The organism is Cellulomonas sp. McL0606 (genome assembly GCF_058248365.1).
This window is the reverse complement of the sequence record NZ_CM177779.1, coordinates 1,522,859-1,537,875: the sequence shown is the minus strand read 5'-3', so window position 1 is coordinate 1,537,875 and position 15,017 is coordinate 1,522,859. Positions and strand designations below refer to the sequence as shown.

The 15,017-nt window shown below is 71.8% G+C and carries 9 protein-coding genes and 5 pseudogenes; 7 read left to right on the top strand and 7 right to left on the bottom strand.

What is annotated here, in order from left to right:
* The first annotated feature begins 100 nt into the window (after positions 1 to 100).
* A complete protein-coding gene (gabT, locus tag AC38ZX_RS07820) occupies positions 101 to 1,447 on the top strand; it encodes a 4-aminobutyrate--2-oxoglutarate transaminase (protein ID WP_426595253.1) in 1,347 nt (448 codons plus the stop codon).
* A 97-nt stretch (positions 1,448 to 1,544) separates the two neighbouring features.
* Positions 1,545 to 2,226: pseudogene (locus tag AC38ZX_RS07815) on the top strand (class I SAM-dependent methyltransferase).
* On the opposite strand, the pseudogene AC38ZX_RS07810 reads toward AC38ZX_RS07815, so the two are convergent.
* From AC38ZX_RS07810 to AC38ZX_RS07785, 6 genes and pseudogenes are all read right to left on the bottom strand, one after another.
* Positions 2,223 to 3,506, bottom strand: a pseudogene (locus AC38ZX_RS07810) (saccharopine dehydrogenase family protein). The pseudogenes AC38ZX_RS07815 and AC38ZX_RS07810 sit on opposite strands and share 4 nt — an antisense overlap.
* Positions 3,507 to 3,551: 45 nt before the next feature.
* Positions 3,552 to 4,385, bottom strand: a complete 834-nt coding sequence (locus tag AC38ZX_RS07805; protein WP_426595251.1) for an ABC transporter permease — start codon at positions 4,383 to 4,385, stop codon at positions 3,552 to 3,554.
* Positions 4,382 to 4,933: an ABC transporter permease gene (locus AC38ZX_RS07800; protein ID WP_491296898.1), complete on the bottom strand. Its 552-nt coding sequence runs from the start codon at positions 4,931 to 4,933 to the stop codon at positions 4,382 to 4,384. Before AC38ZX_RS07800 ends, AC38ZX_RS07805 begins: the two co-directional genes overlap by 4 nt.
* 369 nt (positions 4,934 to 5,302) lie before the next feature.
* Positions 5,303 to 6,489 (bottom strand): annotated as a pseudogene (locus AC38ZX_RS07795) (ABC transporter ATP-binding protein).
* Entirely contained in the window at positions 6,486 to 7,025 is a 540-nt protein-coding gene (locus AC38ZX_RS07790) for an ABC transporter substrate-binding protein (protein ID WP_491296897.1), read from the bottom strand. The pseudogene AC38ZX_RS07795 and the gene AC38ZX_RS07790 overlap by 4 nt, the downstream one beginning before the upstream one ends.
* Positions 7,026 to 7,881: 856 nt before the next feature.
* Positions 7,882 to 9,277: pseudogene (locus AC38ZX_RS07785) on the bottom strand (aminobutyraldehyde dehydrogenase).
* A gap of 247 nt (positions 9,278 to 9,524) precedes the next feature.
* Between AC38ZX_RS07785 and AC38ZX_RS07780 the strand changes: the two are divergent.
* The 3 genes from AC38ZX_RS07780 to AC38ZX_RS07770 are packed head-to-tail and all read left to right on the top strand — an operon-like array spanning position 9,525 to position 12,729.
* Positions 9,525 to 10,001, top strand: a complete 477-nt coding sequence (locus AC38ZX_RS07780; RefSeq protein ID WP_426595247.1) for an Lrp/AsnC family transcriptional regulator — start codon at positions 9,525 to 9,527, stop codon at positions 9,999 to 10,001.
* Positions 9,998 to 11,374: an aspartate aminotransferase family protein gene (locus tag AC38ZX_RS07775; protein WP_426595246.1), complete on the top strand. Its 1,377-nt coding sequence runs from the start codon at positions 9,998 to 10,000 to the stop codon at positions 11,372 to 11,374. Before AC38ZX_RS07780 ends, AC38ZX_RS07775 begins: the two co-directional genes overlap by 4 nt.
* On the top strand, positions 11,371 to 12,729 hold the full coding sequence (locus AC38ZX_RS07770; protein WP_491296896.1) for an NAD(P)/FAD-dependent oxidoreductase: 1,359 nt from the start codon (positions 11,371 to 11,373) through the stop codon (positions 12,727 to 12,729). Before AC38ZX_RS07775 ends, AC38ZX_RS07770 begins: the two co-directional genes overlap by 4 nt.
* Before the next feature lie 44 nt (positions 12,730 to 12,773).
* Here AC38ZX_RS07770 and dxr read toward each other — a convergent pair whose 3' ends face one another.
* Entirely contained in the window at positions 12,774 to 13,925 is a 1,152-nt protein-coding gene (gene dxr, locus AC38ZX_RS07765; protein WP_491296895.1) for a 1-deoxy-D-xylulose-5-phosphate reductoisomerase, read from the bottom strand.
* A 35-nt stretch (positions 13,926 to 13,960) separates the two neighbouring features.
* Here dxr and AC38ZX_RS07760 point away from each other — a divergent pair, with 35 nt between their 5' ends.
* Together AC38ZX_RS07760 and AC38ZX_RS07755 are read left to right on the top strand one after the other, a co-directional pair.
* Entirely contained in the window at positions 13,961 to 14,680 is a 720-nt protein-coding gene (locus tag AC38ZX_RS07760; protein WP_426595243.1) for a PadR family transcriptional regulator, read from the top strand.
* A gap of 46 nt (positions 14,681 to 14,726) precedes the next feature.
* A pseudogene (locus AC38ZX_RS07755) lies at positions 14,727 to 14,960 on the top strand (ATP-binding cassette domain-containing protein); the annotation flags it as partial.
* Between the last annotated feature and the right edge of the window lie 57 nt (positions 14,961 to 15,017).

Here is a 15,017-nt window from a genome sequence, read left to right as displayed (position 1 = left end):
AGAACTCCGGACCTCGTCCGGATCGGTACGGATCGGACGGGTAGCGGAATTCGTCGTGCCCGGCCTTTCCCGCGTGCGAGATCGGCACTAACGTCCGAGCATGGCCACTGATTCCGCTCCCGCCACCGTTCTCGAGCAGCGCCGCGCGCTGCGGACGCCCGTCCCCGGCCCCCGGTCGATCGCGCTAGGAGCGCGTCGGGCCGCCGCGGTCGCCGCGGGCGTGTCGTCCACCCTGCCGGTGTACGTGGCGCGGGCCTCGGGCGCGGTGATCGAGGACGTGGACGGCAACGTGTTCGTCGACCTCGGCTCCGGCATCGCGGTGACCTCGGTCGGCGCGAGCGCGCCCGAGGTGGCCGCGGCCGTGGCGGCGCAGGCGCTCGACTTCACGCACACGTGCTTCATGATCAGCCCCTACGAGGAGTACGTCGCGGTCTGCGAGGCGCTCGCCCGGCTCACCCCCGGCGACCACGCGAAGCGCTCGGTGCTGGTGAACTCCGGCGCGGAGGCCGTCGAGAACGCCGTGAAGATCGCCCGGCGGGCGACCGGTCGCGAGGCCGTGCTCGTGCTCGACCACGCGTACCACGGGCGCACGAACCTGACGATGGCGATGACGGCGCGGGCCATGCCGTACAAGACGGGCTTCGGGCCGTTCGCGGGCGAGGTGTACCGCGTGCCCGCGTCCTACCCGCTGCGCGACCCCGAGGGGATGACCGGCGAGCAGGCCGCCCGTCGCGCGATCGACGTCGCCGAGCGGCAGGTCGGCGCGGACCAGGTCGCGGCGATCGTCGTCGAGCCGATCCTGGGCGAGGGCGGCTTCGTCGTGCCCGCCCCCGGGTTCCTGCCGACCCTCGCGGCCTGGGCCAAGGACAAGGGCATCGTGCTCGTCGCCGACGAGGTGCAGACCGGGTTCGCGCGCACGGGTGCGATGTTCGCGTGCGACCACGAGGGCGTCGTGCCGGACCTCATCGCCCTGGCCAAGGGCATCGCCGGCGGGTTGCCGCTCGGCGCGGTGACCGGTCGGGCCGAGCTGCTCGACGCGGTGCACGCGGGCGGGCTGGGCGGCACGTTCGGCGGCAACCCGATCGCCTGTGCGGCGGCGCTGGCGAGCATCGACCTGTACGAACGGACCGACCTGGTCGGCGCCGCGCGCGCGATCGAGGACCGGGTGGTCCCGCGGCTGACCGCGAGCCTCGCCGACGTCGGCGCCGTGGCGGAGATCCGTGGGCGGGGCGCGATGCTCGCGCTCGAGCTGGTGCGTCCGGGCACGCTCGAGCCCGACAAGGCCGCCGCGCAGAGGGTGGCGGCGGCCTGCGCCGCCCAGGGCGTGCTCGTGCTCACGTGCGGCACGTGGGGCAACGTCCTGCGCCTGCTGCCGCCGCTCGTCATCGGCGACGAGCTGCTCGACGACGCGCTGACCGTGCTGGAGGACGCGCTGCGATCGCTGTAATCCGTGGACGGCCCGCCGGGTCGGTGCGATCGTCGCGAGGGTGGACCAGATCTGGGACGCCGAGACCGCGCAACGCTACGACACGCCCGGCTCGGGCATGTTCGCGCCCGAGGTGCTCGGGCCGACGGTCGACATGCTCGCCGTCCTCGCGGCGGGCGGTCGAGCGCTCGAGTCTCGCGGTCGGCACCGGCAGGGTCGCCGTCCCGCTCGCCGAGCGCGGCGTGCCGGTCACCGGCATCGAGCTCTCGCCCGCGATGGTAGCGCGGCTACGGACGAAGGCGGACGAGGCGACGATCCCGGTCGTCCTGGGCGACATGGCGACAGCCGTCGCACCCGGCGAGTTCAGCCTCGTGTACCTGGTCTACAACACGATCTCCAACCTGCTCACACAGGCCGTGCAGGTCGCGTGCTTCCGGAACGCTGCCCGCCACCTGAGTCCGGGCGGCCGGTTCGTCGTCGAGCTGTGGGTCCCGCAGCTGCGCGCGCTCCCGCCCGGGCAGAGTGCCACCGTCTGGGCCGTCGAGCCCGGCTACCTCGGCCTAGACACCTACGACGTGCTGCTCCAGCGTGTGGTGTCGCACCACGTCCGGTTCAGCGAGGACGACGCCGTGCACGCCAGCCTCACCCGCAGCCCGCACCGCTACGTGTGGCCTGCAGAGCTCGACCTCATGGCGCAGCTGGCGGGTCTCGACCCGGAGACCCGGCACGCCGACTGGGTCGGATCGCCGTTCACCGCCGACTCGCCGTCCCACGTGTCGGTGTACCGGCGTCCGTCCTAGGCGGGGTCGCGCTCGTCGAGGCCCCACGGGGAGCCGTAGCCCGCGGGCGTCGGCGCGGCCAGCAGGTCGAGGAACGGCACCGCGTCGAACGCTTCCGGGCCGAGCACGCCCGCACCCGACCAGACGCCCGTCGCGAGCAGCTCGAGCGCGACGACCGGGTTGACGGCCGTCTGCCAGACCACGCACTGCGCGCCGTACTCGGCCATCGACCAGGCGTTGTCGACGATGTGGTGCAGGTAGACCTCTCGCGGCGACCCGTCGGTGCCGGTCCCGGTGACCAGCAGGCCGGCACAGGTCGACCCCGACATCCGGGGGCCGATCGTCGCGGGGTCGGGCAGGCACGCCGCCACGACGTCGCGTGGGCTGACCGGCGCGCCGCGCACCTGGACCGGCTCGGTGCGATCGAGGCCGAGCGTGTGCAGCGTGCGCAGGACGCCGATGAACTCCTCGCCGAGCCCGTACTTGAAGGTCACCTTGCGCGCGTCCACCCAGCGCGGCATGAGGAGGACCTCCTCGTGCTCGACGTGCACGCACTCGACGTCGCCGATCGGCTCCGGGAACCGGAACACCTCGGGCTCGTGGAACGGCGGGGTGGTGAACCAGCCGTCCTCCAGACCGGCACCGGCCTCGGCGCGGTCCGCCGACCAGATGACCGGCGGGTTGAGGCACTCCTCGATCGTGGTCCAGATGGAGAACGACGGCGCGAAGACCGGTTCGCCGTCGTCGCCGAGCACCACGAGGTTGGCGCCGTCCCGCACCCCGAGTCGTCGATCGACTCGAACAGGTGGTCGGCGGCGTACCGCGCGAACACGTCCGACAGCCCGGGCTCCACGCCCATGCCGACGAGCGCCAGGCGCCCGGCCGTCGCCCAGTCCCCGGCCGCCGCGAACTGCTCGTCGCCGAGCTTGACGCCGGGCAGGCTCGTACGGCCGGTCCGGGTGGGGGTGCGACAACGACATGGCCATGTCGAGGTAGTCCGCCCCGGCCGCCCGCACGCCCTCGAAGATCGGCAGGACGAAGCGCGGGTCGACGGCGTTCAGCACGTGCGTGGCACCGTGCTCGCGCACCAGCGCCTCGACGGCCGCCGCGCTGGAAGCGTCGACGACGGCGGCGACGAACCGGCCGCCCACCACGTCGTGCTCGCTCGCCGCGTCGACGGTGCGCCGGGCGCGCGCCAGGTCCACGTCCGCGACGACCAGCCGCTCGAAGAAGGTCCGACGGGCTGCGATCCGGGCGACCGCGTCGCCCACCCCTCCGCTACCGACCACCAGGATCCGCACGAGGTCCACCTCTCACCGGGCGCTGCGTCGCGCCCGTCTGGTCGTTCACCGGAGACGTTTGCTCCGGGCATGGCCGAGCAGCTGGACGATCACGACGATGGCGAGGGCCAGCACGAACATGAACGAGCTGATGACGTTGGCCTGCGGCGGGATGCCGCGGGTCGCCGAGATGTACACGAACTTGGGGAACGTCTCGTACGACCCGGACGTGAAGTTCGTGACGATGAAGTCGTCGAAGCTGAGGCTGAACGCGAGCAGCGCGGCCGCCGCGATCCCGGGCAGCAGGAGCGGGAACGTGACCCGCCAGAACGCCTGCAGCGGCGAGGCGTACAGGTCTGCCGCGGCCTCCTCGATCGCGGGGTCCAGGCTCGAGACGCGTGCCTTGACCGTGACGACGACGAAGCTGATGCAGAACAGCACGTGCGAGGCCACGACCGTGCTGAAGCCGAGCGGCACCCGAACGGACAGGAACTGCGCCAGGAGCGCCGCACCGAGCACCACCTCCGGCGTCGACATCGGCAGGAAGATCAGCAGGTTGGCAGCGGAGCGACCGCGGAACTGGGACCGCACCAGACCGATGGCCACGAGCGTGCCGAGGACCGTCGCGACGAGGGTGGACAGGAGTCCGACCTGCAGCGAGTGCCCGAACGCCTCGCACACCTGCGGGGCACCGCACGGGTTGCGCCAGTTGTCGAGCGTGAAGCCGCGCCACACGAGGTTCGTCTTGCCCGCGTCGTTGAACGAGAACACGACCGTGTACGCGACGGGGACCAGCAGGAACACGAACCCGAGCGCGGCGAACGTCGGGACGATGGCGTCGCCGATGCGACGCCGACGCCGCGCGGGCGGCCGGACGGCGGGCCGGACGTCGACGCTCACAGGAGCTCCTCGGTCCCCGCGCGCCGTATGTACAGCGTCACCAGGAGCATGATCGCCGCCATGAGCACGACGGACAGCGCGGCGGCGGTCGGGTAGTCCAGCACCTTGAAGAACCGGGCGTCGATGACCTGCCCGATCATCGTCGTGTTCGTGTTGTTGCCGAGCAGGGACGCGTTCACGTAGTCGCCGACGGCCGGGATGAACGTCAGCAGGGTGCCGGCGACGACCCCCGGCAGCGACAGCGGCCACGTCACGGTGCGGAACGCGGTCAGCGGCGACGCGTACAGGTCCGCGCCCGCCTCGAGCATCCGCGCGTCCAGCCGCTCGAGGCCCGCGAAGATCGGCAGCACCATGAACGGCAGGAAGTTGTAGGTCAGGCCGCAGACGACGGCGAACGGGGTCGCCGTCAGCCGGGCGCCCTCCGGGAGCAGGTGGAGCCAGTGCAGGGCACTGACCACGAACGAGTCGTCCGAGAGGATCTGCTTCCAGGCGATCGTCCGCAGGATGAAGCTGGTGAAGAACGGCGCGACGACCAGGACCAGCAGCATCCCCTGCAGGCTTGCGACCCCGGGCCCGGATGGCGATCGCGTACGCCATCGGGTACCCGATGACGAGCGTCGCCACGGTGGCCACGAACGCGAACCAGAACGAGCGCAGCATCACCGGCCAGAACTGCGACATCGCGTCGACGTAGTTCTGCCAGTGCAGCGCCGGCTGGTACTGCCCGAGGTCGCCACCCGGCACGGGCACGTACAGGGAGGTCACGAGCAGCGCGCCGACCGGGACGACGAACAGCAGGCCCAGGTAGAGGAGGCCCGGTCCGAGCAGGAGCCAGTGCGTCCGGGAACGGGTCCGCGTGCGAGGCGCAGGCGCCGCCGGACCCGTCGCGACGCCCTCTCCGAGCGCGGCGGTCAGGCTCACGGCTCGTCGTCCAGGTCGACCGTGCCCTCGTCGGGAGCGTCCGCGCCGTCCAGCGCGAACGTGAAGTCCACCGACCACGCGAGCCGCACCCGGGACCCGGGCGCGACGGTCGAGCCGCCCAGGAGGTTCTGCGCGAACACGCCGAACGTGCCCAGACCGGCAACCTCGACCTGGTACTGCGTGCTGACGCCCGTGAAGGACACGTCGGTCACCGTCCCCGGGCCGAGCACGTTCTCGCCCGAGGACGGCTCCTGGTCCCCGACGAGCATCCGCAGCTTTTCGGGCCGGACCCCGACGAGCACGTCGCCCGACGACCGGACCGAGCGCGCCTCGGGCACGAGGAGTCGCCGACCGACCACGTCGACCGCGAGCAGACCCGTCGAGGTCACGCGCTCGCTGACCGTGCCGGGCACCAGGTTCGACTGTCCGAGGAAGTTGGCGACGAAGGCCGTCCGAGGCAGCTCGTACAGCTCGGCGGGCGTCCCCATCTGCTCGATGCGGCCGTGGTTCATCACCGCGACCGTGTCGGCCATCGTCATGGCCTCCTCCTGGTCATGCGTGACGTGGATGAAGGTCAGCCCCACCTCGGTCTGGATGCGCTTGAGCTCGAGCTGCATCTGGCGGCGCAGCTTGAGGTCCAGCGCGCCGAGCGGCTCGTCGAGGAGCAGCACCGAAGGCCGGTTGACCAGGGCGCGAGCGAGCGCCACACGCTGCTGCTGGCCGCCCGAGAGCTGGACCGGCTTGCGGCCTGCCAGGTGGCCGAGCTCGACCAGGTCGAGGCCCTCGGCCACGCGGCGGGCGATCTCGCTCTTGCCCGTCCGCCGCAGACCGAACGCGACGTTCTCCCCCACGGTCAGGTGCGGGAACAGCGCGTCAGCTGGAACACCGTGTTGACGGGCCGCTGGTGCGCCCGCGTCCCGGTGACGTCCCGGCCGCCGATGGCGATCGTGCCCGTCGTCGGCTGCTCGAGCCCGGCGACCATGCGCAGCGTCGTCGTCTTTCCGCAGCCCGACGGGCCGAGCAGGGCGAAGAACGAGCCGCTCGGCACGGTCAGGGTCAGGTGGTCGACCGCGACGAAGTCACCGAAGGCCTTGGTGACCCCGGTGATCTGCAGGGCCGCGCCAGTGTCGGTCTCGACGTCGACCGTTGCGGCGACCTCGATGGCCCCGGTCGTGCTCGTCATGCGCCGATCACCGTGAGGAACTCGCCGTTGTAGCGCGCCTCCTCCGCGGGGTCGAGGGTGCGGAAGACGCTGACCTTGGACAGGGTGGCCGCGTCGGGGAAGATCATCGGGTTGCTGGCGAGGTCAGGATCGATCGCGACCATCGCCTGCTGGGCGCCCTCGACCGGCGTGATGTAGTTGACCCAGGCGGCGACCTGGGCGGCCACCTCGGGGTCGTAGTAGTAGTCCATGAGCTTCTCGGCGTTCGTCAGGGCCGGCGAGCCGATGGGCACCATCATGTTGTCGCTCCAGAGCGTGCCGCCGGCGTCCGGGATGGCGAACTCGAAGCGGTCGTCGGACTCGTAGTTGAGCGACGTGATGTCACCGGACCAGCCGATCACGGCGATCGCGTCCCCCGACGCGAGGTCCTGCGTGTACGAGTTGCCCAGCACCTTGCGGATGTGCCCCGAGGAGATCTTCTCCTTGAGGACCTCGAGCGCCGAGTGGAAGTCGTCGTCGGTCCAGGCGCCCGCGGGGTCGACGCCCTGGTTGAACATGAGCAGGCCCATGGTGTCGCGCATCTCCGAAAGCACCTCGACCCGGCCGGCGAGCTTCCCGGCTTCCACAGGTCGTCGACCGAGTGCAGGCCGCCGGGCACCTTGGACTTGTCCCAGGCGAGCCCGGCGAAGCCCGACTGCCACGTGAGCGAGTGCGTGCGGCCCGGGTCGAAGTCGACGTTGGCCAGGTTGGGCAGGATGTTCGCGGTGTTCGGCATGGCCGCCTTGTCCAGCGCCTGGGTGTAGCCGAGGCGGATCATCCGCGCGGCCATCCAGTCGGTGAGGGTGACGATGTCGTACCCGATGTCCTGGCCGTTCTTCAGCTGGCCGTTGATCTTGCCGTAGAACGAGTCGTTGTCCTCGATGTCCTCGGCGTATGTCACCTTGATCCCGGTCTTGGCCTGGAACGCCTCGAGGGTGGGGTACTTGGTGCCGTCGTCGTTCTGGTCGAGGTACTGCGTCCAGTTGGCCCAGCGGACGAGCTTGTCGCTGGACGAGTCGTCCTTGGCCGCCCGGGTCGACGACGTCGCCGCACCGCCCGTGCCGCACGCCGCGAGCACGGCTGCGGCCCCGGCGGCGCCCGCGGCGCCCAGCAGGAACGACCTCCGGGACAGGTCGGTCGACCGCTCGCGGCCGCGCCGGGTGGCATGCGCGATCAGGGCCCGGACGCGCGGGTCGGTCGGGACGGGTCGACGACGCTGGTCGGTCATGGGGCTCCTCGGATGCTTCTGCCACGAACGCGGTCCGACGGATCATTGCAAGCGGACCGGCGTCCAGCAAGGAATTCGTTGCGAAAGCACCCAGCCGCAACGAAAATGTTGCATGCCGGAAGCATGGACCCGTCAGATCCGTGGACTTACGCGTCAAACGCAGACATCACGTGCTTGATCCGGGTGTAGTCCTCGAACCCGTACATCGACAGGTCCTTGCCGTAGCCCGACTGCTTGAAGCCACCGTGGGGCATCTCGGCGACGAACGGGATGTGCGTGTTGATCCACACGACCCCGAAGTCGAGCGCCCGCGACATGCGCAGCGCGCGTCCGTGGTTCGTGGTCCACACCGAGCTGGCCAGGCCGTACCGGACGCCGTTGGCCAGCGCGATCGCCTCGTCCTCGTCCGTGAACGTCTGCACCGTGATGACCGGCCCGAAGATCTCGTCCTGCACCGCCTCGTCGTCCTGGCGCAGGCCCGCGACCACCGTGGCCTCGACGAAGTAGCCGGTGTCGCCCACGCGGTGCCCGCCCGCGACGACCGACGCGTGGTCGGGCAGCCGGTCGAGGAACCCCGTGACGCGCTCGAGCTGGAGGGCGTTGTTGACCGGCCCGAACGCGACGTCCGGGTCGTCGGGCATCCCGGTCTTCTGCGTGCGGGCAGCCTCCGCGAGCGCGGCGACGAAGTCGTCGTGCACAGAGGCGTGCACGAGCACCCGGGTGGCCGCGGTGCAGTCCTGGCCGGCGTTGTAGTACCCCGCACCGGCGATCCCCTCCGCGGCCGCTGCCAGGTCGGCGTCCGCGAACACGATCACGGGCGCCTTGCCGCCGAGCTCGAGGTGCACGCGCTTGACCGCGGCGGACGCGGCCTCGGCCACCTGGGAGCCGGCACGCACCGACCCGGTGATCGCGACCATGTCGGGACGGGCGTGCGAGACCAGGGCGCGGCCCGTCACCCGGTCGCCGCAGAGGATGTTCAGCACCCCCGGCGGCAGCACCTCGGCGGCCACCTGGCCCAGCAGCAAGGTCGAGGCGGGCGTGGTGTCGGACGGCTTGAGCACCACCGTGTTGCCGGCCGCGAGCGCGGGCGCGATCTTCCAGATCGCCATCATGAGCGGGTAGTTCCACGGCGTGACCTGGCCGACGACGCCGACCGGCTCGCGGCGCACCCACGAGGTGTGGCCCGCCAGGTACTCCCCCGCGCTCAGCCCGTCGAGCACGCGCGCGGCCCCGGCGAAGAACCGGGAGCTGGTCGACGCACGGCGGGACCTCGTCGGTCGCGGTCAGGTGCAGCGGCTTGCCGGTGTTGCGGGACTCGACGGCGACGAACTCGGCCGCGCGCGACTCGACGGCGTCCGCGAGCCTGAGCAGCGCGAGCTGCCGCTCCGCCGGTGTCGTGCGCCCCCACGTGGTGAACGCGTCCGACGCCGACGCGTAGGCGGCGTCGACGTCCGCCGGGCCGCTGAGCGGCGCCCGGGCGTACTCCCGGCCCGTCGACGGGTCGACCACCGCGGTCGTGCGTCCGTCCGCGGCGGGCCGCAGCTTCGCCCCCGACGACGTTGAGCAGCTCGATGGACTGGTCGGTGGCCTGGCTCACGGTGACTCCTTCGCGGGCGTTTTCCGTCCGGGGACGCATGTGATGGAACCGTACGCCGCCGCTGCCGCTTCCGGCAGGGTCGGACAGACCATTCGGCCGATCGAGGGCCCGTTGTCCTCGAAATCAGAAGTTTCTTCGGCCTGTCACAACGAATTCCTTGCATCCCGGCTCGCGGCCGACCACGATCGGCGCGTGGGCACACGCAGACCGGCACCGGGCAACGCGGCGCTCGACGACGTCTCGAAGGCGATCGTCGAGCAGCTTCAGGAGGACGGCCGCAGGCCGTACGCGACGATCGGCAAGGCCATCGGCCTGTCCGAGGCCGCGGTCCGGCAGCGTGTCCAGCGGCTCACCGACTCGGGGGTCATGCAGATCGTCGCCGTCACCGACCCGCTCCAGGTCGGCTTCACGCGACAGGCGATGATCGGCCTCAAGTGCGAGGGGGACCTCAGCGTCGTCGCCGACGCGCTCGCCGCGCTGCAGGAGGTCGACTACGTCGTGGTGACGGCGGGCGGGTTCGACCTGCTGTGCGAGGTCGTGTGCGAGGACGACGACCACCTTCTCGAGGTCCTCAACCAGAAGATCCGCTCCCTGCCGGGGGTGCGGACCACCGAGACGTTCGTGTACCTGAAGCTGCGCAAGCAGCTCTACAACTGGGGGACCAGATGAGCACCACCCGTTCCGGCGCCGACCGTTCGCAGGCGGCCCGCGATCACCTCTGGGGCCACTTCACCCGGCAGAGCGCCTGGGACGGCGGCGTCCCCACGATCGTGCGCGGCGAGGGTCACCACATCTACGACGACGCGGGCCGGCAGTACATCGACGGCCTCTCCGGCCTGTTCGTCGTGCAGGCCGGGCACGGTCGCACCGAGCTCGCCGAGGCCGCACGCGCGCAGGCCGAGAAGCTGGCGTTCTTCCCATTGTGGTCGTACGCGCACCCCGAGGCGATCGACCTGGCCGAGCGGCTGGCCGCGTACGCACCGGGCGACCTGAACCACGTCTTCTTCACCACGGGCGGCGGCGAGGCGGTCGAGACCGCCTGGAAGCTGGCCAAGAACTACTTCAAGCTCACGGGCAAGCCGAACAAGTACAAGGTCATCTCCCGGTCCATCGCGTACCACGGCACCACGCACGGGGCCCTGTCGATCACGGGCCTGCCCACGCTCAAGGCGCCGTTCGAGCCGCTGGTGCCGGGCGCGCACAAGGTGCCCAACACCAACGAGTACCGGGCGCCCGACCACCTGCGCGACGACCCGAAGGCCTTCGGTCGGTGGGCCGCCGACCGCATCGGCGAGGCGATCGAGTTCGAGGGTCCGGACACGGTGGCGGCGGTCTTCCTGGAGCCCGTGCAGAACGCGGGCGGCTGCTTCCCGCCGCCGCCCGGATACTTCGAGCGGGTGCGCGAGATCTGCGACGAGCACGACGTGCTGCTCGTCTCCGACGAGGTCATCTGCGCGTTCGGCCGGATCGGCTCGATCTTCGCGTGCGACGACTTCGGCTACGTGCCCGACATGATCACCTGCGCCAAGGGGATGACCTCGGGCTACTCCCCGATCGGCGCCCTCATCGCGTCCGACAGGCTCTACGAGCCGTTCGCCCACGGCAACGCGTCGTTCGCGCACGGGTACACCTTCGGCGGGCACCCCGTCTCGGCCGCCGTCGCCAACGCCAACCTCGACCTGTTCGAGCGCGAGGGCATCACCGCGCACGTCAAGGAGACCGCCCCGGCCTTCCGGCGCACCCTGGAGCAGCTGCTCGACCTGCCGATCGTCGGCGACGTCCGCGGCGAGGGCTTCTTCTACGGGATCGAGCTGGTCAAGGACAAGGTCACCCGCGAGACGTTCGACGACGACGAGAGCGAGCGGCTGCTGCGGGGGTTCCTGTCCGGCGCGCTGTTCGAGGCGGGCCTGTACTGCAGGGCGGACGACCGGGGCGACCCCGTCATCCAGCTCGCTCCTCCGCTCATCTGCGGCCAGAAGGAGTTCGACGACATCGAGCAGATCCTGCGCGGCGTGCTGACCGAGGCGTGGACGCGCCTGTGACGGTGCCGTCCGGGCTCTCCCTGTGGTTCGACCAGGTCGCCGCGGACGACCCCGACAGCCTGCTGCCCCGGGACCCGCTCGACGGGGACGACGTCGCCGACGTGGTCATCGTCGGCGCGGGCCTGACCGGCCTGTGGACGGCGTACTACCTGCTGGAGCAGGACCCGGCGCTCGACGTGCTCGTCGTCGAGGCGCAGGTGGCCGGCTTCGGGGCCAGCGGGCGCAACGGCGGCTGGTGCTCGGCGCTGTTCCCGGTGTCCGGCGACGAGCTGGCCCGCCGGCACGGGCACGACGCCGCCGCGGACCTGCGCGCCGCGATGCGGGACACCGTCGTCGAGGTGGGTGGCGTCGCGGCGGCCGAGCAGATCGACTGCGGGTTCGCGTTCGGGGGCACGGTCACGCTCGCCCGCAACCGCCCGCAGCTCGAGCGCATCGCCTCCGAGGTCGAGGCCGACGCTCGCTGGGGCGACGAGTCGCACCTCCTGGGTCCCGACGAGGTCGAGGAGCACGTGCGCGCCGCGGGCGTGATCGGCGGGTCGTACACGCCCGACTGCGCCCGTATCCAGCCCCTGCGCCTGGTCCGCGGACTGGTCGAGGTGCTGCTCTCCCGCGGCGCTCGGCTGGCCGAGGGGACCCGTGCGCTGCGGCTCTCGCCGCGGGCCGTGGTGACCGACCACGGCACCGTCCGCGCGCGCTGGGTGATCCGCGCGACCGAGGCCTGGACCTCACAGCTGTCCGGGTCGGAACGGGAGCTCGCCCCGGTCTACTCGCACATGATCGCGACGGAGCCGCTGCCGCCCGAGGTCTGGGCGCAGATCGGCCTGGACCGGGCTCAGACGTTCCACGACGGCCGGCACCTGATCGTCTACGGCCAGCGCACCACGGACGACCGCCTCGCGTTCGGCGGCCGCGGCGCGCCCTACCACCTGAGCCCGCCATCCGGCCCGACTACGACCTGGCCGAGGGGACCGCGGAGCACCTGCGACGCGAGCTGGTCGCCCTGTTCCCGGTGCTCGACCGCGCCGAGATCACGCACCGCTGGGGCGGCCCGCTCGGGGTGTCCCGCGACTGGTCGCCGTCCGTCGGGCTGGACGCCGAGACGGGGATCGGCTGGGCCGGCGGCTACGTCGGCGACGGGGTCGCGACGACCAACCTGGCCGGCCGGACGCTCGCCGACCTGGTCACCGGGGCCGACTCGCCCCTGGTCCGCCTGCCGTGGGTCGGGCACCGCTCACCGCGCTGGGAGCCCGAACCGCTGCGGTGGGCAGGGATCACCGCCGCGCGCCGCGCGGCCGGCTGGGCGGACCGCACCGAGCTCCGCTCCGGCCACCCGAGCCGGGTCGAGTCCGTCCTGAACCGCGTGCTCGGTCGCTGACGCCGTCGACGCTACGGTCCTCGGTCAGGCGCGGGCCAGGATCTCCTGTGCGCGCGCGCGGGCCCAGACCTCGGCGTCCAGGACCGCGTCGAGCGTGAGGTCGCCGGCACCCTGGTGTTCGTGCAGCACGCGCTCGACGGTCGCGACGATGTCCAGGAACCCGATCCGACCGCGCAGGAACGCCTCGACGCACTCCTCGTTCGCGGCGTTGTAGACCGCAGGATGGGTCGGGCTCGCGGCCACGGCGGTCCGAGCGAGCGCGACGGCCCCGAACACCTCCTCGTCGAGCGGCTCGAAGGTCCAGGCGGTCGCCCGGGTCCAGTCGCAGCCCGGTGCCGCGTCGGGCACTCGGTCCGGCCAGCCCAGCCCGAGCGCGATCGGCAGGCGCATGTCGGGCGGGGACGCCTGGGCGAGCGTGGACCCGTCGACGAACTCCACCATCGAGTGCACGACGGACTGCGGGTGCACGACGACGGTGATGTACTCGACCGGGACGTCGAAGAGCAGGTGCGCCTCGATGAGCTCGAGACCCTTGTTCATCAGGGTCGCGGAGTTGATCGTCACCACCGGGCCCATCGACCAGGTCGGGTGCGCCAGCGCCTGCTGCGGGGTCACGGTCTTGACGTCGTCATGCGCCCAGCCGCGGAAGGGGCCGCCGGATGCCGTCAGCACCAGCCGGCGGACCTCGGGGTGCGTGCCGCCTCGCAGAGCCTGCGCGATCGCCGAGTGCTCCGAGTCCACGGGCACGATCTGGTCCGGCCGCTGCCGGGCCGCGTGCACCAGCCGTCCGCCGACGACGAGCGACTCCTTGTTGGCCAGCGCCAGGGTGCTGCCCGCGCGCAGGGCCGCGAGCGTCGGGCCGAGGCCGACGCTGCCCGTGACGCCGTTGAGCACCACGTCCGCGCCGCGGCTCGCCAGCTCGGTCGAGGCCTGCGGACCGACGAGCACCTCGACGCCGGGGAGCGCGTCGCGCAGCGGCTGCCCGGCCGCCTCGTCGGCGACCGCGACGACCGGCACGCCGAGCAGGCGGGCCTGCCGGGCCAGGAGCCCGACGTCACCGCCCCCGGCGCTCAGACCGGACACCGTGAACCGGTCCGGGTTGCGCATGATGACGTCGATGGCCTGGGTGCCGATCGAGCCGGTGGACCCGAGGAGGGCGACGCTTCTGTGGCTCACGGTCCCATCATCGCGGGTCGTGGCAGGATCGCCGCATGCCCGGTCCTTCGTCGAGCCCAGCCTCCGCGCAGGGGTCTGCCACCCGCCTGCTCGTGCTCGGATGCGTGCGCATCTTCCAGCCGGTGCACGGCTACTTCCTGCGCCGCGAGCTGATGAGCTGGGAGGTCGAGCGCTGGGCGCACATCCACCCCGGCTCGATCTACAACGCGCTGAAGACCCTCACGCGCGCCAGTCTGCTGGCCGAGATCGAGAGCCCCGCGGGCAACCGGCCGCAGCGGACCACGTATGTGATCACCCCCGAGGGGGACGCGGAGTTCCTCGCGCTCGTGCGCGCCGGCCTCCTGGACGTCGACGACCTGCCCGTGTTCCTGACGGCGGTCAACATGGCCTACGCGCTCCCGCGCGACGAGGTGGTCCGGGCGATCCAGGCCCGGATCGGCATCCTCGAGGACCTGCTGTCCGACAGCCTCGCCTCCGTCGAACAGATCCTCGACGCCAAGGAGACGCCGGACTCGGCCAGCGAGATCGGCCGGCTGCTCGCCGCTCGGACCCGCGCCGACATCGCCTGGGCGCACGAGTACCTCGGGCGGCTCCGGTCGGGCACCTACGCCTTCGACGGCGAGCCTCCCATGTGGACGCCGACGCCCGAGCAGATCGAGATCGCCCGCCTGGCCGGCGTCGGCCCCGGGGTGGTGCTCGTCGAGGCCGAGGGGCATGGTCTACCACAACGCGTAATAGTCAAGGTTGACGAGTAATAGTCAATCTTGAATACTGGGGTCACCATCCGAAGGAGACCCCCGCATGATCCATGCCCGCGGCCTGGCCCGCACCTACAAGACCCGACGCGGAGACGTGGACGCCGTGCGCGGTGTCGACCTCGACGTCGACGCCGGCGAGATCGTCGGCTTCCTCGGCCCGAACGGGGCCGGCAAGACCACGACCCTGCGCATGCTCACCACGCTCCTGCGGCCGACGCGCGGCGAGGCGACGGTCGCCGGCGCCGACCTGCGCAAGGACCCCAGCGCGGTCCGGCGCCGGATCGGCTACGTCGCGCAGTCGGGCTCCACCGCGAGCGAGGCCCGCGCCGGCGAG

What these genes read in the sequence shown, in the direction of transcription:
- gabT (WP_426595253.1), top strand. Translation starts at nt 101, where the DNA reads ATGGCCACTGATTCCGCTCCCGCCACCGTTCTCGAGCAGCGCCGCGCG.
- AC38ZX_RS07800 (WP_491296898.1), bottom strand. Translation starts at nt 4,933, where the DNA reads ATGCTGCTGGTCCTGGTCGTCGCGCCGTTCTTCACCAGCTTCATCCTG.
- AC38ZX_RS07790 (WP_491296897.1), bottom strand. Translation starts at nt 7,025, where the DNA reads ATGTTCAACCAGGGCGTCGACCCCGCGGGCGCCTGGACCGACGACGAC.
- AC38ZX_RS07775 (WP_426595246.1), top strand. Translation starts at nt 9,998, where the DNA reads ATGAGCACCACCCGTTCCGGCGCCGACCGTTCGCAGGCGGCCCGCGAT.
- AC38ZX_RS07760 (WP_426595243.1), top strand. Translation starts at nt 13,961, where the DNA reads ATGCCCGGTCCTTCGTCGAGCCCAGCCTCCGCGCAGGGGTCTGCCACC.